At 62.7% G+C, this 20833-nt stretch carries 4 protein-coding genes; all 4 read left to right on the top strand.

Features of this window, described 5'->3' with window-relative positions; genetic code table 11:
* Nucleotides 1–362 precede the first annotated feature (362 nt).
* The 4 genes from EZI54_RS10500 (at nucleotide 363) to EZI54_RS10485 (ending at nucleotide 20610) form a co-directional block, all read left to right on the top strand.
* Complete coding sequence (locus EZI54_RS10500; RefSeq protein ID WP_207389193.1) at nucleotides 363–8828, top strand: fibronectin type III domain-containing protein; 8466 nt, start codon at nucleotides 363–365, stop codon at nucleotides 8826–8828.
* A gap of 116 nt (nucleotides 8829–8944) precedes the next feature.
* A complete protein-coding gene (locus tag EZI54_RS10495) occupies nucleotides 8945–13660 on the top strand; it encodes a polymorphic toxin-type HINT domain-containing protein (protein ID WP_165495730.1) in 4716 nt (1571 codons plus the stop codon).
* Nucleotides 13653–14048 carry a DUF6896 domain-containing protein gene (locus tag EZI54_RS10490; protein ID WP_131481733.1) on the top strand — a complete coding sequence of 132 codons (396 nt, stop codon included), beginning with the start codon at nucleotides 13653–13655 and terminating at the stop codon, nucleotides 14046–14048. Before EZI54_RS10495 ends, EZI54_RS10490 begins: the two co-directional genes overlap by 8 nt.
* 130 nt (nucleotides 14049–14178) lie before the next feature.
* On the top strand, nucleotides 14179–20610 hold the full coding sequence (locus EZI54_RS10485) for a putative Ig domain-containing protein (protein ID WP_131481731.1): 6432 nt from the start codon (nucleotides 14179–14181) through the stop codon (nucleotides 20608–20610).
* The last annotated feature ends 223 nt before the right edge of the window (nucleotides 20611–20833 follow it).

Raw genomic sequence — 20833 nt, 5'->3', positions numbered from 1 at the left:
CGGGCTACCAGTTAGCGGACGGCCAGCCCCGGTATGTCGGAGGCAGTCACGGAGGACGAGGCGGTAACTACAGTAACAGCTCATCGTTAGCGGGTTATGGCTCGATTGCCGAGCCGGTCACTCTGGGATACGGCGGCCGTCGCAGCGATACCGTCCGCGGTGGCGGGGCCCTGAAGATCCAGGCCGATGTCCTGGACCTGTCTGGCCAGATCAGCAGTCATGGTATTGGACAGCGCTATGGCTCGGGAGCCGGGGGCTCGGTCTGGATCGATGCGGGCACATTGCAGGTCTCGGGAACGGCTGCCATTGGCGCTAAAGGAGGGTATGGGCATTATGGTGCTGGGGGCGGCGGTCGTGTGCACGTGCAGTACACCACGCTGGATGGCGACCTGACGTCGATCACCTCAGCCGACGGCAATGGTCGGTACGATACTGACTATGCTGGTGGAGCCGGGACGGTCCTACTGGAAGACAAAGGCAGTGGCGAACGAGTTCTGATCGTCCACAACCGCTATCGCAACGGCAACTGGACCGAGATCAGCAGCCTACCGGATGGGATCGATGAAATCCGGATCAGTAACGCGAAGGTGAAGCTGGACGTAGCCTGGGTGCCAAAGCTGGTAGTGGACAATGCGACCCTGGAGCTGACGGTGCCGGAGGTACCGCAGCTTGAGGCGAGCAACAACAGCGACATTACCCTGGCGGCGGATACGGCCACCCAGGTGAGCCTGGATGGCAGCACCCTGCACCAGGCCGGCGATCTGACGGTCGACACGTTGACGATGGCCAACGGCAGTCGCTGGGAGCAGGCCAGCCATGGCCTGACGGTGACGGGCAGCTACGCCTTCCAGGGCAGCACCTTCGACTATACGGGGACTTGGAACCGGCCGGAGGGAGCTGACCTGGAGGTAACGGGTTACACAATGACGCTGCCAGCAGGGAACTATCAGTATGATCGGCTTGAGATTGGAGCCGATGGTTTATTACAGGTAGCTCCTTTCGATCAGGAGACCGGCACAGGGGGCAATTTATCCCTCGAGGTTAGCGAACTTGTAATCGATGAAGATGGACGGCTGACTGCCTCGGGCAAAGGGCTCTTACCTGGTGAAGACCAGCCGTCTCAGGTTGGAGGGTCACATGGTGGTCTTGGTGGCGCCTATAGTGGTAGCCAACCTCTCGATGTATACGGCAATGCGGATGAACCGGCGACACAGGGAACTGGCGCATTCTACGGTAGCACCGTGGTCAGGGGCGGCGGCGCAATCAAGATTGTCGCTTCCTCCATGGAGATAAATGGATCGATTGATAGCAATGGCACCAGCTATAACTACGGTGGTGGTGCCGGTGGTTCTGTCTGGATTAAAACCGGTTCAATTCAAATGGGTGAATCCGGACAAGTAACCGCCAACGGCGGCCGAAGTAGATATCGGGGCGATGGTGGTGGTGGTCGACTGGCGCTCTATTACAAGACATCCCTGACGAATGACCTTGAAGCACATCTGTCTGCTAAAGGCGGCGATTACAATGGGAGCCAAGGTGAGGACGGTACCGTTGTTGTCGAGCAAGTCTCGGGCCCGATAAAAATCGTTTCCACCTCACTGGCGGCGAAGGTAGGCCAGATCCAAAGCATCGATGTCCGTGTTTCCAATGAACTCGATCTGGCCTCGCTGACATCCGACGACATTGCTGTTGACTCTAATAGTAATGAGCCCCTTCCGTTCATCGCTGACATCGTCCAACTGACAAAAGTCGATTATCGACTGGTGCTCTCAGAGCCTCTTGCGGAAGGCAATTACTCCATTTCCATTGGCCCGGATATTCAAAGCCTGGATGGCCATGGCATGGACCAGAATGGCGATGGCGAGACCGGAACGGCCAGCGACGTCTATCAGTACAGCTTTGTCGTTGACGCCAATCGCCCGGATGCGCTGACGCTGACCTCTCATGATGCCTTAAGCACCATTGAATCCAGCAACCGTTCCATCCAGCTCGTCGGGGAGCGTGGTGATGAGCCGCTGTCCGTATGGGTCAATGGTCAGAAAGCCCTGGCGCTCGGGTCGGGTAGTTGGGCCGTAGACGTCGCGCTGGAAGAGGGCGACAACGCCATCGAGATCTACGGTGTTAACGAAGCCGGCGTTCAGAGCGATCCCTTGATCGTATCCGTCAATGTGGATTCCATGGCACCGGACGTGAGTGGCGTCGATGTCAGTGGCTATCTGCCGTCCCCCCCTGACCAGATCAACCTGTCCGTCTCGGAGTCGGGTACCGGCATTGATCTCGACGCCTCCGAAATCCGCCTTGAGAGGGACGGGCAGTCCGTACCCGTGAGCGTGACATTGGCGGATGATCATATTGCCATTGTTCCTTCGGCGCCGCTTGTCGATGGCCAGTACGCGCTCAAGGCACGGATCGAGGATCGGCGTGGCAACGCCTCGCCGTCGGGTGGCGGTGTCCACAGCTATACCTTCACAGTCGATACCCAATCCCCGGATGTCGTCACGCTTGACGACTATCCGACGCTGACGAATATCAATGCTCATCGTTTCAGCGGTACCCGGGAGGCGGGTGCCACCATCCTGGTCAATGGCGCACCGGTTAACGCTTCGGGCAGCGGCACGGACTGGAATTACCAAGTGGCCCTGGAAGAAGGTACCAACGAGCTAACCTTCGCCCAGCGTGATCAAGCCGGCAACACCGGCCCAGCCATCAGTGCGAGTATCGCCTACAACAGTGAAGCGCCGGGTCCGGTGACCGTCTCGGCGGATGAGAATGGAGACGGCACCAGCATCCAACTGACCTGGTCCGGGTACGACGAATTCGAGAATGGCAATGATATTGCCGAGTATCGTGTGTACCTCAGCCCATCGCCGTTTGAGTCGACCGAGGCACTGACGCCATACGCCGAGGGCATCCCGGCAGGAACCCAGCATTACAAGCTCGCTGGCCTGTCGCGTGGTGCAACGGTGTATGTCGCGGTAACGGCACGCGATGAGGGTGGGTTGGAAATGACCGCCGTCGACAGTAAATCGCTGACGCCTGTGGATGTTGTTCCGCCCGATGCCATCTCGGGTCTCGCCGTGGAGCCCACCAGCAGTACATTGTCATTGAGCTGGGGGGCGTCCGACAATTCCGACGGCGATTTGGCGGGGTATCGGGTCACCGTTGGATCGTCGGGCAATACGACGGCAATCGACATTCCCGTGACGGACGCCACGGTCCAGAACGGTCGAGTGAGATACGAACTGACAGGCCTGGAACCGGCGACGAAGCACCCGTTGCATGTTGTGGCCTATGACAACGATGGCAACGAGACGTCCCCGTTGCAGGACCAGGGCGTCACCCTGCTGGCCAACCCCACGGACCTGACCGGCGAAGGCCTGGCCGGCCGGGTCCAGGTCAACTGGAGTGCCTCGCAACCAGCCAACCTGGTGCACGAGTACCGCCTCTACGTCTCACCGGAGCCGTTCAGCTCGGTGGCAGGCATGAGCCCAAGCCGGGTGGTAAGCGCGTCGTCGCGCAGTTCGTCAGTAGCGGGCCTTGAGAACGACACGCCGTATTATGTGGCGGTCACCGCCGTAAACCTGTCCGGCGGTGAGAGCCCCGATGTGGCGCCGATCACCCTGACCCCGGAAGAGGATCAGGACGGCCCGGACGTGACGCGCCTGTTCTATATGCAGCAGGACGGCACGGAAGTGGAGCTGACCGGTGGCGGCACCGTCACCCACAGCGGCATCCTGAATCTGGTTGCCGAGGACGAGTCCGGCCTGGCGAAGGCCGTGTTCAGCCTGGACGGCCAGGCGCTGGGCACTTCGCTGACCGGCACGCCAGCGTTCAACGTGGCGCTGGACCTTCAGGCCTTGGCGGATGGGACCTACACGCTGCAAGCGGTGGTCAGCGACTCCATCGGTAACGACACCACGATCAGCGTGCCGCTGCAGGTCAGCCTGGCGACGCCACCGGCGCCGGCCTTCCTGAGCCCGGCAGACGGCTACCAGACCAACGCCGAGACCGAAACCGTTACCGGCCAAAGCGAGGCGAACACCCTGGTGGCCGTGACCGTCAACGGCCAGCCGCTGGCCGAGCCTGTCCAGGCGGGCAGCGATGGCCGCTTCAGCGTCAGCGTACCGCTGGAGGAGGGCGCGAACGTGTTGTCCGCCACCGCGGCCTACGCTTCGCGGATGGTGTATGGCGACGCCAGTGCCGAACGCACGATCGTGCGGGACACATCGGTACCGGATGCGCCGACCGGCCTGAGCGCCACTGGCCGCGAACTGGGCGAGATCAACCTGGCCTGGGGCGCGCCGGACGACGACCGCGTTGCCGGCTTCCTGGTTTATCGTTCGGATGAGCCCTTCACCGCGACTGCGGAAGCCACCCCCCTGACGGCTAGCCCGTTAACAGGCAGCACCTACCGCGATCTACCGGAGTCCGACGGCACTTATTATTACCGCGTCGTCTCGGTCAATGTGCCTGGTACCGAAAGTGTACCGTCACCGATCGCCGAGGCCGAGGCGGACAGCACACCACCGCACGCCACCCACATCGAGTACACCCCGATGGGAGCCTATGACGCCGACGGCAACCGGTTCGGACCGGGGCAGGTCAACGTCACCGTGACCTTCAGCGAAGCCCTGCGGAACACCCCGTACCTGGCGCTCACCGTAAGCGGCGGCATCCCACAGGTGGTCGACCTGCAGCCGGACTACAACGACCCGCTGGTCTACACCGGTAGCTTTACCCTGACCGAGACGGCCATCTCCGGCACTGCCTACGCCGTGCTGTCTGCCCACGACCAGGTGGGCAATCGCGGCACCGAGGTGGACGACGGCAGCGTCATCGTCATCGACACCGACGGTCCCCAGGCCACCGCCCTGACGCTGGCCCCGAGCGCCCCGATCCGCAACACTCTGGATGAGGGCGGGCAAGGGCAGGCCGTACAGGTGACCCTGGCGCTGAATGACACGCCGGCGGACGGCACCCAGCCGGTACTGATCCCGTCGATCGAAGGTGCCTCGGACAGCGATGTGGTCGCCGGCTACGAGTCAGGCCTGCCGCTGACGTTGGATGCCGCCGCCTCGACGCCCGGGGCGCCGGTCTACACCAGCGACTTCCGCCTGCCGGCCGATGCCGGTCGGGATGACAGCGGCCAGGATACCGCCGAGATCCTGACGTTCGCCTACAGCGCCACCGACGACCTGGGCAATAAGGCGACTGGCATCGATGGCCCGTCGCGCTTCCAGGTGTACCAGGGCGACCTGCCGCCGGTGGACAGCCCCAGCGGCCTGAATGCCCGGGCCCTGCCCGGCGGCGAGGTGGAACTGACCTGGAACCCGGTGGACGGTGCCGCGCAGTATCGGCTCTATCGCCAGTCGCCCACCGACAGCGAGCTGCTTGAAGCCGAGACGCTGGATAACCCGGCCCAGATGCGCTTCGTGGACGACGCCACGCTGGTGGCCGGAGACGGCGTCTATCAGTACGCCATCACCAGCATCCGCGCCAAGAACGGCCAGACCAACGAGAGCGCCCAGAGCGAACCGGTGTCCGTCTCGGCGGATGCTACGCCGCCAAGCGCGCCGGTGGCGTTCGCGCTGGAGCTGAACGGGGCTGGCGTCGTTGGCCGCTGGCAGCCGCCGGCAGACGAAGTCGCGGACGGCGCACTGAGCTACAACCTTTACCGTCTGGACCTGCCGGAAGGTACCGAGAACCCGGACCTGACGGACGTCACCCCTAACCAGACCGACATCCCGGAACTGATCGCCCTTGACAAGCGCCCGTCGGCCACCGAGCACCTGTATGTGGTGACCGCCGTGGACGAGGCGGGCAACGAGTCCCTGCCGTCCAACAGCGATTACGTCAACGTGGACCTGCTGCCGGTCAGCGACCTGGGCATCCACCTGTCCGACGCCGGTCTGCCGGTGCTGACCTGGGATCACAGTCGGCCGTCCTCGGTGCAGTACAACATCTACCGTGTCACTGACGGTGAACCGGTGCCGCTCAACGAAGAACCACTGACGGCGCCGACGTTCGAGGACACCACCTACAACGGCGGCACGCCGACCCACGGTGCGCCAGCCGACCGCCGCTACAGCGTCAAGGCGGTGGACAGCAATGGCGTCCAGAGCATCGCCCATGAACTGACCCTGCCGGCCCTGCAAGTGGCGTTGGCCGAACCGGAGCGCACCGATGCCCTGCAGCGGGGCGTGATGAACCGGGTGCCGTTCCGGGTGACCAACACCGGCGAACAGCCCGTGGTCCAGGCCCGCCTCAAGGTCATCGTCATGGACGAGGGCCAGCCGCGGGTGCACTGGTCCGAACGGTTCGCGGTCGACCCGGGCAGCTATACCGACGTACCGGTGATCATCGGCGGCTACGACGGCTTGCCGAGCCTGGCATCGCTGGACATCCAGATCGTGCTGGAACCCCAGGCTGGGGAGTCCGTCACCATCCAGCAACTGGCCGAGACCCCGGTCGGGCAGTCCGGCCTGGTGGCCGGCCTGGAACTGGAGCACCTGGTTCGCGGGGCCACCGGTGAAGCCCGTCTGCGCATCGAGAACCCCTCCGAGGTGGAAACGGAAATCCTGATGGCCCGCAACGACGGCGACCAGGCCTCGTCGGAAGTCCGCCTGCGCCTGGAAGACGCCGACGGCAACGTCCTGGCCGTCCAGCCGGTCCAGCAGGTGACCGGCCACGTCATCACCGTGGCCAGCGGCGAAACCGTCGCCCGGGTAGGCCCGGGTGAGACCTACCTGTCCGACCCGATTGAACTGCGGGTGCCGGGCACCGCCCCGGACGACATCCGGGTGACCCTGGAGATCGACCACTTCCGCTACCACACCGGCCGGGACACGTTCGTCCAGATCGCCGGCACCCAGGCGAAGCAGCCGGCCTCCCTGGAAGAGACCCCGTACTACGGGGCCCTGACGGCCATCACCCCGCAGACCGTGTTCGCCGGGGACAGCGTCGACATCAGCGGCCAGGCCCTGGACCGGGCCACCGACCAGCCGCTGGGCAACGTCCCGCTGACCCTGGTGCTGACCGTGCGCGGCTTCGAACGCAGCTTCCCGGTGTACACCGACGCCAGCGGTGCCTTCAGCTACACCTTCGAGCCGGGCCTGTCCGAGTCCGGGGACTATCGCGTCTCCGTCCTGCACCCGGACATGCTGGAGCGCCCGGAAGACGGCCAGTTCATCGTCGAAGGGGCGGGTGTCTCGCCCACCCAGGCCAAGATCACCGTGCCGCGCAATTACGACTACACCCTCAAGGTGAAGGTCAAGTCGGGCTACGCCACTGACCTGAGCCGCGTCCGGCTGGTATACCAGAACGCCCAGGACGCCAACGGCGACCCGCTGCCGCTGCCCGAGGGCCTGCAGTACGACGTGGGCGCGGCCCGGGATATCGGCGCCAACCAGCAGGCCTACCTGAACCTGACGTTCAGCGGCTCGGCCCTGGCGGCTGACGAGGGCACCCTGCGCTTCAACGTCATGGCCGACAACCGCAGCGCACCGCTGGACACGGTCACCGTGCACTACTACCTGACCGCCGCCAAACCGGTCCTGCAGGCCCAGCCGTCCGTGATCGAGACCGGCGTCAGCCTGGGGCAGTCGCAGCAGGAAAGCCTGTCCCTGCAGAACACCGGCGTGGCCGCGGCCGAGAACGTGCGCCTGTCCCTGACCGACGGCGAGGACGGGGCTGCCCCGGACTGGTTCAAGCTGCTGACGGCGAGCCAGCTCGGCAGCCTGCCGGTCGACAGCGGCCAGGGCATCCAGGTGGCCGTCGAGCCGGACGACAGTGTGCCGGAAGGCAACTACGTGTTCCGCATCAAAGTAGAGAGCGACAACTTCGACACCTTCACCGTCCCGGTCTCCGTAGCCGTCACCCAGTCCGGCGAGGGCGACGTGTTCATCCACGCGTCCGACATCTACACCGCGACACCGGGGGATGACGGCACGCCGATCCCGGGCCTGGCCAACGTCAAGGTCAAGCTGCAGAACGAGAACGTCCTGAGCGAGACCTACACCAAGACCACCGACGCCAATGGGGAAGCCCTGCTGGAAGACCTCCCGGCCGGCCGCTACACCTACCGGGCCTCGGCGTTCGACCACGATGCCGTCACCGGCCACCTGTGGGTCAAACCGGGTGTGACCGCGACCGAAGAGGTGTTCCTGATGAACGCCCTGATCAACGTCGAGTTCTCGGTCAAGGAAATCACCCTCGAGGACCGTTACGAAGTGGTGCTGGATGCCACCTATGAGACCAACGTCCCGGCCCCGGTGATCCTGTTCGACCCCATGTCGGTCAACCTGCCGATGATGGAGAAGGGTGATGTCTACCAGGGCGAGTTCACCCTCACCAACCACGGCGCGCTCGAGGCGTACGACGTAGCGGCGAACCTGCCGAGCGGCGACGACTACGCCCGCTTTGAGTACCTGGGCGATATCCCGGACGTGGTCCGGCCCAACCAGGTGGTGCGGGTGCCTTACCGGATCGTGGCGCTGAAGGACTTCAACCCTGGCGATGGCGGTTCTGGTTGTCTGCGGCGCAACTATGAGGCGGTCTGCAACTACTCGGCCCAATGTGCCGCCGGCAGCGTCCTCCACAGCGCGGCGCGGATGGTCTGGAATGCCATTTCGGGCACCTCTTGCAGCAGCAGCGGCGGAAGCGGCGGTGGCGGTATCTTCACCGGCGGTTACGCCGGCGGCGGTGGCGGCGGCACTAACTACAGTCCGGCCCCGACCACCTCGATCGGTACCGCCGAGTCCTTCTGCCCGGGCAGCGACGGCAGCGGTGATAACTGCGGCGGCAAGGCCGGCACGGAAGGGGGCTACTGATGAGGCGCCCGACCCGCACGAAGGTGTCGTCCCGGACCGCCGGGAAGGCACAGGAAAACACAGGGATCCCGGCCACGGCCGGGCTCGTTAAGGACAACAGCAGTAACGGAAGCATCATGAAGGGATTGCAGTTCGCGCTTGCGGTAGGGATCTGGTTGGCCGTCTCCAGTTTGGCTTGGGCGACACCGGGCGTCATCCGAATGGAAGAGCAGCCCTACCACACCGGCGCGTTCCGGTTGCAGGAAATGGATCTCTGGGTCCAGGCCAAAGGCGTACCGGTGCGCCAGACGCGCGTCTATACCCCGGAGGCCGGCTGGATCTGGAACGCGCGTTGGCAAGACCTGACGTTCCAGTCCAAGGGGGCGGAGAGCGAGATCGACGAAACCGGCCCTCACTATGACAAATGGGCGGCCATCAGCCGGCAGGACGCCACCTTCCCGCGGGTCACCGGCCAACCGCGCTTCGGCTACCGGGGCACCTACCTGGAAGCGACCACCGACGGCTTTACCTGGCACAACCGTCAGGGCGACTGGATCGACTACGACACCAACGGCCATGTCCAACGGTACGGTGATGCCGAGAACAACTATTACGTCCTTGGCCGGGACGCCCATGGCCGGATCGCCACTGTCAGCGACAAGCAGGACCGGACCCTGATGACACTGGGCTACGTGGGCGACTCCGCCCGCGTGGCCACGGTCACGGACTACAGCGGTCGCGAGGTGACCTACCACTACACCGGTGAACGGCTCACCGGCGTGACCGACGTGCTCGGTTACGACTGGACCTACGAGTACGACGACAAGGGCCGGCTCTACCGCCGTATCGATCCCAAGCTCCAGGCCACCACCTACAACTACAGCGAAGACCGGGTGGTCGAGATCGTCCATCCCGACGGGGCCAGCACCGTCTACAATTACGGCTACGTCGAGGAAAACGGCAGCGAGTACTACGACTTCACGGTCAAGGGCGAAGACGGTAGCGTCACCGAACAGAAAACCTGGAACGGCGATCCGCAGGGTCTGTACCTCCAGGCCCAGATCGGCGCAGCCGCCGGCAGCCAGCCCCTGCCGGCGACGGAGGAAAAGAAAGTCTCCTCCATGAGCATCGACGGGGAGCTGTACAACACCGTCTATTACAACTGGAAGGAACTGATCCGCCGCGAGGTGGATGAAAGCGGGCGCACCACCATCACCCACGAGGACCGGTGGGGCAACCCCCTGAAAACCGAATACGCCGACGGGGCGATCACTACCCGGCAGTTCAGCAGCCAGTACGACTACCTCACGCAACTGACCAACCCGGCCGGGACCACCTTCCAGTTCGCCTACGATGATGCCGGTCGCCTGATCGACAGCGATCAGGCCATCGGCACCGCCGTCGAGCGCCATATCGACTACACCCATACCGAGGACAGCACCACCGTACGCGTCAGCGGGCCCGGCGGGCAGAGCATCGAACGGGCGTCCTACTTCGATGACCGGGGCAACCGCATCCGCTGGGTCGATGGTGAGGGGTACGAGACCACCTACACCTACGACGTCATGGGCAATGTCCTGACGATGACCACGCCGCGGGACACGCTCTACACCTACACCTACGATGCAGCCGGCAACCTGCTGACGGAGACCGACCCGCTGGGCCGGGTGACCCGCTACAGCTACGACAAGGTCGGTAACCGCATCAGCGAAGTGGCCCCGAACGACAGCAAGACCACCTACGGCCATGATGCCCGGGACCAGTGGACACAGGTCGAGGACGCCCTCGGCCAGCAGGCCCAACGGCACTACGACGCCAGCCGGCGGGAACTGACCGGCACCTCGGCCGGTACCGAGAAAATCCGTGAACGCTACAACGCCCTGGGCCAGCCCCTGGAAACCGTGGACGGGGCGGGCAACCGCATCGCCTACACCTACGACAAACTGGTGCTGCAGAAGGCGACGTTCCCCACCTTCACCCAGTCCTACGAGTACAACAACCAGCAACTGGTCAGTGCCATTACCACCCAGTTCGATGGCACCAGCTCTACCCAGCGCTTCGAGTACGACATCCTCGGCCAGCTGGTCCGCAAGATCAGCGCCGATAACCGGTCGGTGGAATACCGGTACGATGAACTGGGCCGCGTCACCCAACTGATCGATGCCGCCGGCGGGATCACCCGCTTCACCTGGGACTACGCCAACAACCTGGTGCAGGTCCAGGATCCGGAGAACCGCGCCGTCCGGATGGAATACGACAACAACGGCTTCCTGACCGCTGAGATCTACAGCGCGGACGGCGTCGAACAGCGCCGTGAATACGCCTACGACGGTAACGGCAACCTCAAGGAAACCGTCTCACCCGACGGCCAGAAACGGGTCTACACCTACGACGACGCCGACCAGCTCACCGCCGTCGAGGTCTACGCCGCCCCGGGCGACACCACGCCGGCCAAAACCGTTGCCTTTACCTACAACGATCTCGGCCTGGTGGCCGGCTACGACGACGGCGAGACCGCCGCCACCTACACCTACACCGAGCTGGGCCAGTTGGCGAGCGTGACCACCGATTACGGCCCCTTCACCAAGACGTTCAGCTACGGCTACAACGCCGATGGCGTCCTGACCAGCTACACCACACCGGAAGGGGTGACCTACCAGTACGGGTACAACGCCGCCGGCCAGCCGGCCTCTGTCACCATCCCCGACGTGGGGGCCATCGGCATCGGGGACTACCAGTGGACCCAGCCCCAGACCATCACCCTGCCGGGCGGCTCCCGCATCGAGCGTCGCTACAACGGCGTCATGCACATGACGAGCAACACCCTCCAGGACCCGGCCCAGACGGCGCTCATGGAGGTCGCCTACGGCTACGACCTGGTGGGCAACATCACCAGCCAGCAGACGGATCACGGCGACTACCAGTACACCTACGACACCCTGAACCGGCTGACCGGAGCCGACTACCCGCAACGCCGGGACGAGACCTTCGACTACGACGCCAGCGGCAACCGCACCGGCCACACCGAGGGCACCGACGGCACCACCACGCTGATCTACAACGACGGCAACCAGCTGACCCGCCAGGGCGACACCTATTACCAGTACGACGCCAACGGCAACCTGCGCAGCCAGGGCAGCGACCCGACCGGCCAGTCGCCGGACCGGGTATACGTCTACAACGCCGACGAACGCCTGGTGCGGGTCGAGGACGGGGCCGGCGGTGTGATCGCCAAGTACGGCTATAACCCGCTGGGCCACCGGATCTGGAAGGACGTGGGGGGCGTGCGCACCTACTTCCTGTACACCATGAACGGCCTGTCGGCCGAGTACCGGGCCGACGGCAGCCTGATCCGCGAGTACCAGTACCTGCCGGGCAGTTCCTGGATGACCGATCCGCTGTTCATGCGCCAGGGCGGGAACACCTACTACTACCAGACCGACCACCTGGGCCGGCCCCTGACACTGATCCAGGGCAACGGCGCTGTGGTGTGGAAAGCGCGCTACGACGCCTTCGGGCAGGCGTATCCGGAGGTGGAAACAGTCACCAACAACCTGCGCCTGTCCGGGCAGTACTACGATGCCGAGACGGGGCTGCACCACAACTACATGCGGGACTACGACCCGGCGCTGGGCCGTTATATCCAGGCGGACCCGCTTGGGTTGGGTGGCGGGTTGAACCGCTATGCCTATGCGCGGCTCAGTCCGTTGATGGCCATCGATCCCTATGGGCTGCAAGGTCGTCGCTTCTCTGACATGGTGTTCGACCTGATCGCGCCGAAGGATGAGCACGGCAATCCCATCCCCCTGCCGCAGGGGTTTGTTGATGGTGTGGTGGGGACGGTGGACGGCGTTACCGGCATTATACCGGACTGGGTGCCGGGCATCGGCGGCGGCACCCGGGGCGTGCGGGAAAGACTGGGGATCAACGGGGGGGTGGACTACTGCTCGGGGATCTACCGGTTCACTCACGGTGTTGGGGAGATCTTTACCCCTGGGATCGGTGTTGGAGGCCTCCTCCTTAAAGGCTTGCCTAAGCTGGGCTGGCTGCTCAAGGCTAAACGATCGGCCCGGGCCGAACAGCGGGCACTGAAAGAACAGGCGGCGGCCAAGCGCGCGTCGTCCCCCTGCAAATGCTTCGTGGCGGGCACCCTGGTGCAAACCGCCGAGGGCGCCAAGCCGATCGAAGAGGTTAAGGTCGGCGACCAGGTCTGGGCCAAGCAGGACGTGACCGGCGACGTGGCGCTCAAGCCGGTGGTGGCACTGGTGGAGAACCCGCCGAATACGGTGCTCCGACTGACCCTCGCCGATGACGACGACACGGAAACGGTGGTGCGCGTGACGCCGAACCATCCCTTCTGGCTGGCCGGCCGGTCCTGGACGCGGGTCGAGAATCTCAAGCCGGGTGATCAGGTAGAAACCCGTGGCGGGGGCTCCCTGCGGGTGGTGTCGTTGGAACAGGAGGAGAAGGCGTCACCGACGTACAACTTCAGTGTGGCGGATTACCACAGTTACTTCGTGGGTGAGGCGGCGGTCTGGGTTCATAATACTTGTCCCGACAACGATTCGGCTAATCCCAAAGAGCTTATTGGAAGACAGACTCCAGCAGAAATGTCTGAGTCAAGGGTAAATAGTTATCGAAAAAAATATCGCAAAGCGGGCGAGTATAACCAAGAACCTATAGACGTTGCCGATGTAGGGGGAGGAAAGAAGATAATACTTGATGGACATCATCGGGCTCAGGCCGCGGCAAGAGAAAAGATCAACGAAGTTCCAATTCGCATTCACAAGGCCAGCGAAGCAGAAGCGGAGCAATTATTAAGAGAAGCAGCAGAGGCTATGCTTTATGAGTAACTTGATCAAACAAATACACGATTTTTTGGTCTTACAAAGCTCTTTGTTAGTTGCTTTCTTTAGAGCTTATCCTGACTGCCGTGACCTTAAGTTTTTACTTGATTTTCCTAGAAGTGGACTAATTGCTGTCGGTGATGACGAGTGGCATTTTTTTAAGCACGGATCTGGATTGCTATTTATAAGGAAAAAAGATGGCTTAGAGGTCGATGTTAGAAGGGCTGTTGGAGACTATGAGATATTTGATTTAAATCGAATTGAGCAGTTTCTGGAAACATCGGGCCAGCCGACTGAGTTTCTTGAAGGTGAAATAAAAAAAGCAATCAAAGAAGGCGCTGTATTAGTCGTTGATTTTGATTATCGGCTGCTGCGCTTAGCCGATCAAACATAGAGAGTGTAGTGGCACAATTTTATTTGTGGTCTTTGGATTAATTGTTAAGTGTTTTAGGAAGTTTTCATTCAAAAGCCATAGGTTTGGGATTGTTTGCATTTAAAATGCTTCAGAATAGGAATGGATTTAAATGAAATGGATGTTGAAGTTGAGCGGTTGGGTGCTCACAGGGATGGTGCTTTTGTCCGCTCACGCCGCTGCCGCCGAAGAGTCCCTGTGCGCGGTGGTCAAGATCCAGATTGCGCAGGAGCTGACCCTGGAACGCCAGGCCTTCGAGGCCACGATGCGCATCACCAACAGTCTGGACTCGATGGCGCTGGAGAACGTGAAGGTCAACATCCAGTTCGAGGACAGCGACGGCAACAGCGTGCTGGCTTCGTCGGATTCCAGCAACGAGTCGGCCGCCTTCTTTATCGACCTGGACGCCTCCCAGCACATCGCTTCCGTGACGCAGGGCGATAACGGCGCCATCACCGACGGCCAGATCGACCCGGCCGAGGTGGCCGAGCTGCGCTGGCTGATCGTGCCCACCGTCGGCGCCGGCGGCGAGGGTAGTGAAGGGCAGCTTTACTACGTCGGCGCGACCCTGTCCTTCACCTACGGCGGCGAGAGCCAGACCATCGAGGTGGCGCCGGACACCATCGTCGTCAAGCCCCAGCCGAACCTGACCCTGGACTACTTCCTGCCCAACGAGGTTAACGGCGACAACCCGTTCACCGACGAGGTCGAGCCGGTCGAACCGTATAACCTGGGGGTGCGGGTGGCCAACACCGGCAGCGGCACCGCCCATGCGGTCAAGATCCAGTCTGCCCAGCCCAAGATCATCGAGAACGAACACAACCTGCTGGTGGACTTCCTGATCACCGGCAGCTTCGTCGACGACGCCCCGGCCCAGAAGACCCTGCTGACCGACTTTGGCGACATCCCGTCCCACAGCAACACCACCGGCCGCTGGATCATGGAGACCTCGCTGACGGGCAAGTTCACCGACTTCGACGCCCGCTTTACCCACGCCGACGAGTACGGCGGGGAACTGACCTCCCTGGTCGACGCGGTGAACACCCATTTCCTGCTGCACGACGTGCGGGTGGACCTGCCCGGGCGTGACCACGTGCGCGACTTCCTGGCGCTCGACGGCGCCACCACGCTGCTGTACGAGTCCGAGCACACCGGCCTGGACCTGCTCAACTGCACCGACTGCCTGGCCGTCACCCGCATCGACGGCAGCCTGGGCGGCGGCAGTGACTCGGGCAACGGTATCAACCGCACCCTGACCGTCACCCCGCCCGGCGGGGCCGTGCACATCAAGCTGGCCGACCCGTACCAGGGCGACCAGGTGCTCAGCGCCGTCACTCGCGCGGATGGCAGCGCCCTGGATCCGGCCAACTACTGGCTGTCCAAGACCCTGCAGGACGACAAGATCCACTTCGATCATTATCTCAACCTCTTCGACACCGCCGCCGCGGAGAGCTACACGCTCACGTTCGGCGGCCAGGCCCAGGTCAATGCCCCGCCGGTGCTGCAGTACATCGCCAACTACACCACCTACGAGACCGGCCAGGTGGGCTTCCTGGTCCAGGCCAGCGATCCCGACGGCGCCGTTCCGGCGCTGTCCGCCACGGGATTGCCGGCCGGCGCCAGCTTCCAGGACAAGGGCAACGGCGAGGGCGTGTTCAGCTGGTTCCCGGCCGTTGGCCAGGCCGGCAGCTACACGCTCCAGTTCATGGCCAGCGATGGCGAACTGACCGCCTCCCGCGCCGCCGAGGTCGTTGTCTTCCCCAACGACGACACCGACGGCGACGGCATGAACGACGACTGGGAGCGGGAGCACTTTGGTGACCTGTCCCACGACGGCACCGAAGACACCGACGGTGACGGCGTCACCGACCTGGAAGAGTTCAACCGGGACAGCGACCCGACCGTCAAGGAAGCCGCCCCGGCGGCGCCGCAGTTGGATATACCAGCCTACGGCGCCGAAGTCACCTCGCTGACGCCCACCCTGCGGGTGGTCAACGGCGACAACAGCGCCCGGGGCAATGTCACCTACACCTTCGAACTCTACAGCAACGAGAGCCTGACCCAGCCGGTGGCCGAGATCGGCTCCGTGGCCGAAGGCGTGGACACCACCGAAGTCGTGCTCGACAGCAGCACCCTGGGGGGCGCCACCCTGCAGGACAACCAGCGTTACTACTGGCGGGTCAACGCCCGCACCGCAAGCGGCGCCAGCGAGTGGGTGGACGGTCGCTTCTTCGTCAACACCCAGAACGACGCTCCCGCGGCCTTCACCCTCAGCAAGCCGGCCAACCAGACCCTGGTGGACACCGAGACCCCGACGCTGGTGGTCAACAACAGCGCCGACATCGACGAGGACGCCATCACCTACACCTTTGAGGTGTACGACGAGACCGACACGACCTTCAGCAACCCGGTCGCCCGGGTCGCCGGCCTCGCGCAGGGCGGTCAGGGCCAGACCCAGTGGACCGTCTCCACGCCGCTGCTCAACGGCCAGCTGTACTACTGGATCGCCATCGCCACCGACGAGCATGGCGCCACCACCGTGGGCGAGCCGGCCAGCTTTATCGTCTCCACCTCCAACCTGGCCCCGCCGGCGCCGGCCCTCGTGGCCCCGGCCGTCAACGCCGTGATCCCGGACACGGCCACCGATCTGACCGTCGAGAACAGCCAGGACCCCGAGCGCCAGGGCGTCACCTACGCCTTCCAGCTCGACACCGTCAACACCTTCGACAGCGCCGCCCTGCAGACCTCGGGCACGGTCGAGGAAGGCACCACAACCACGAGCTGGTCCGTCTCCGGTCTGGTCAAGGGCCAGACCTACTACTGGCGCGCCAAGGCGTCCGACGGCAGCGCCGAGAGCGCCTGGACCACCGGCCAGTTCCAGGTCAAGAGCGACAACCGACCGCCGGAGACCCCAACCCTGGCCAACCCGGCCGACACCGCCTGGGTGGAAGTGCTGACCCCGACCCTATCGGTGCATCCGGTCACCGACCCGGACGGCGACACCGTCACCTACACCTTCGAGCTCTACAGCGATGCGGGCCTCAGCGACCGGATCCAGCAGGTCAACAGCGCCACCACCGAGTGGACTGTACCGGCGGCCGTGGCCAACCACCAGACGTACTACTGGCGGGCGCGTACCGTCGACGCCAAGGGCGCCGGCAGTGCCTGGAGCGGCGAGCACCGGTTCTTTACCAACAAGGACGGGATCGACGACGCCCCCACGTTCAGCTTCGTCACGCCCAGTGAGTCCATCGCCGTCTACGGCGGCAGCATCCCCGTCCAGTGGGTGGACCAGGACCCGGACAGCAACGCCAGCATCCGCCTCTACGCCAACGACACCCTGATCGCCGACGGGATAGAGGAGGACCCCGACGGCGAAGCCGACCGCTTCGACTGGAACCTCAGCCTGATGCCCGTCGGGGACTACGTGCTCAAGGCGGTCATCGACGACGGCACCACCCCGGTGACGGTCGAGAACTGCTGCATCGTGCGCAAGCTGGCCCCGGAAGTGGCGGTCACCGTCACCGCCGACGGCGACGCCATCACCAACGAACAGGGCACCCAGGACGCCACCTTCCAGGTGGCCCTGGACCACGCCCCGGAGCAGGGCACCACCGTGTTGCTCAACCTGTCGGTCTCCGACAGCGGCGAAGGCATCCTGCTGAACGACCCGGCCTACCTGGAGTTCACCCCGGACAACTGGTCCACACCCCAGACGGTCCGCGTGGCCGGCGTGGACGACTGCGACGTCGACGGCGACAGCCCTTACTACCTGCAAATCGCCCCGGCGGTGAGCGACGACATCCGCTTCAACGGCATCGTGACGCCGGACGCGCCGATCACCAACCGGGACAACGAGCCTACGGATCAGAGCCTGTTCCTGTGCGGCTTCGCCCTGCAGGGCCAAACCGACCTGGGCGGCGGTACGAGCCAGTACCGTTACCAGGTACAGCTGCGCAACCTGGGGCTGGGCGTGAACAGCGCCACGGCCACGGCGACGAACCTCACCGACAGTGGTCTGACACCCACCTCCGGTTACCCAATTGCGTTCGGGACGGTCAACGGGGGCGAGAGCGTCTGGAGCGCCGCCGATCTCATCGTCGAAGCTGACACCGCCATCACGCCACACCCGGAGGCCCTGGCCTGGGCAATCGAGGCGAGTGCGCCCACGGTGACATCGGAACCGGACTACACGGCGGTGGAAGGCCAGGCCTACACCTACCAGATCCAGGCCAGCGGTCGGGAAGGTGACACGTTCACGTACCGGTTGGTGGATGGGCCAGAGGGCGTGACGGTGGATCCGCAGACGGGGCTGGTGCAATGGACGCCGGGTGCTGATCAGCAGGGTACGCTGGCGATTGTCGTCGAGGTGGTTGATCAGGGCGGCGGTGTTGCACGGCAGACAATCCGCGTAAACGTTGCGCCGGAAGATCAACCCAATGCGCACGTTGTGATCGTTGATACCAACCCGGACAGTGGGGCGGACTATAACAGCCTGGCGGCTGCCATAGCCGGTGAATCCCGCGACCTGACACAGCCCCTGATTATCAGGGCGAGGGCAACATCGGGACTCGCCGATACAGCACCTGTTGATATCGTTGCCATCAATCCGACGGCGGAAAACCGTCTGACCATCATCTTCGAAGACGGCTATTTGCTGGATGCATCGGTTCAGAAATACGGCTATGCCATCAATCTTCGCGAGTCCAATGTCACGTTGAGGGGCGAGGGTGGCCGGATCCGTGTCAGTAATAGCGGCAATGACTTTGTCGACGCCATCCAGGTCAGCGGGCAGGCTGCGGGTTCGATCATTCGACTGGAGAGTCTCAGGATTGAAGGTGATATCACCGGTAGTCCCAAGAGTGGTGCCGGCCTTCGGTTAAGTGACGAAAATGCCACTTACATCGTTCGAAATAATCTGGTGACTGGCTTTGGGGGCAGCTATCAAAATGCCGGTGTTTATGTGTCCGGAACGGCCTTCATTGACAACAATACCTTTGTGGGTAACCGCTACGGGCTTCGTATTGAGACCTCCGAAGCGACAGTGCGCAACAATCTGTCGGTCGACAACAGTGCTGTTGATTACGGTTCCTGGGGGTACACCTGGACGGTCACGGGAAACAACATAAGTTCGGATGATACGAGTCCGGATCCGGACTTCCGTTCACGAACCGTTGAATTTGTTGATGCCGACGCTGGCAACTATCAACTGGCCCCCTGGGATGAAGCGGCTGTCTCACAGGGGGTGAACCTGAGCAGTGCGGGATCCTATCCCTTCCATGTCGATGCGCTAGGAAATGATCGAGGGAACGATTGGTCGGTTGGTGCATTCTCGGTTGGCGCTGTTTCCAACTGGCCGCCATTCATTGATAGCTTGCCTGTGACGCAGGTTGACGAGGAAGCGGACTACAACTACATCGTTCAGGCGAGCGATCACGACAATGACATCCTCACCTATAGCCTGGTCCAGAAGCCCAACGGGATGTCGATTGATCCGGGCCTGGGCGAAATCACCTGGACACCGACGAGCGACCAGGTCGGCGAGTTCCCGGTTGAGTTGCAGGTCACCGACGGCAAGGGTGGGCTCGCCAAACAGACCTTTGTGATTGTGGTGTCTCCATCGGGATCGGGAGGCGCGAGGCTCGTCACGGTGGATACGAACCCTGAAGCCGATGTGGACTATCACAGTTTGTGGGAAGCCATGATGGGTGAGCCTAGTGCACATGATCACCCGCTGCTTATACGGGTGCGGGCGACTTCAGGCGTTGTCGATCATGAACCGGTGACCATCTTCCATACTCTGAGCACGAAAGAGTTTCCTCTCACGATTGTATTGGAAAAGGGGTATCGCCTTGACGTTTCGGGAGTTGGTGACTATCCCCGAGCTCTTTTTATCCGTGCGCCGTTTGTCCATATCAAGGGTGAAGGTGGTGAAATTGTTATCCGGAACAAGGGGTACAACTATGCGTATGGCGTGGACATAGACCGTCAGGTGAGTGGGTCGGTCATTACGATCGACAACTTGATTATTAAAGGCGAAATGACGCTCGAACCCAGTTCGTCGACGGGTATCTCTGCAAGCGATCCCAACGCGACCTATGTGTTGAGGAACAACATCATCAGTGGATTTACCGGCAGCTATACAAACCATGGCATATACATCGCCGGCCCTGCTTTTGTTTTCAATAACACGCTGATTGGAAACGGTTATGGTCTGCGTGTTGAGAATAGAAACACTACCGTTCTGAACAATCTCGCCATCGGGAATCAATTCAAGGACCTTACCTCATGGCAGGATTTTTGGAATGTCACTGGAAACAATGTCAGTGCGGATGGCAGCAGCCCGGATGAAGATTTCCGATCCCGGACCGTCCAGTTTGTCGATGCACCTAATGGTGACTACCGCTTGGCTCCAGAAGACACAGCCGCACAGGGCCAGGGGGTGGACTTAAGTGCCTATCCAGACTTTGGGTTTGATTTCTACGCGACGGGTGAAGCGAGGGTTGGCAACTGGGATATCGGTGCACTACCTGTCTCTGAGTAGTTTGAGGGCATGGGGACGGCACGCGGGTCAGGGCCGTCCTTGTTCCTCGGATATGACAAGGCACAGCATTGGCGACGATCCAACGGCCTGATGCTTGTTGCGCCTGAAGGCCGTTGACGAACAGTGACATGGAATTGCGGGGTAGAGTTTGGCTTTTTCACTGGCAAGTACAATTTGGCGAAATCGGATGAACCTGGTTATTGATTGCCTTCCCTTTCGGAGT

The organism is Marinobacter halodurans (assembly GCF_004327985.1).
Taxonomy (GTDB): domain Bacteria; phylum Pseudomonadota; class Gammaproteobacteria; order Pseudomonadales; family Oleiphilaceae; genus Marinobacter_A; species Marinobacter_A halodurans.
The sequence above is the reverse complement of the archived record's forward strand: the minus strand, read 5'-3'. Positions and strand labels throughout refer to the sequence as shown.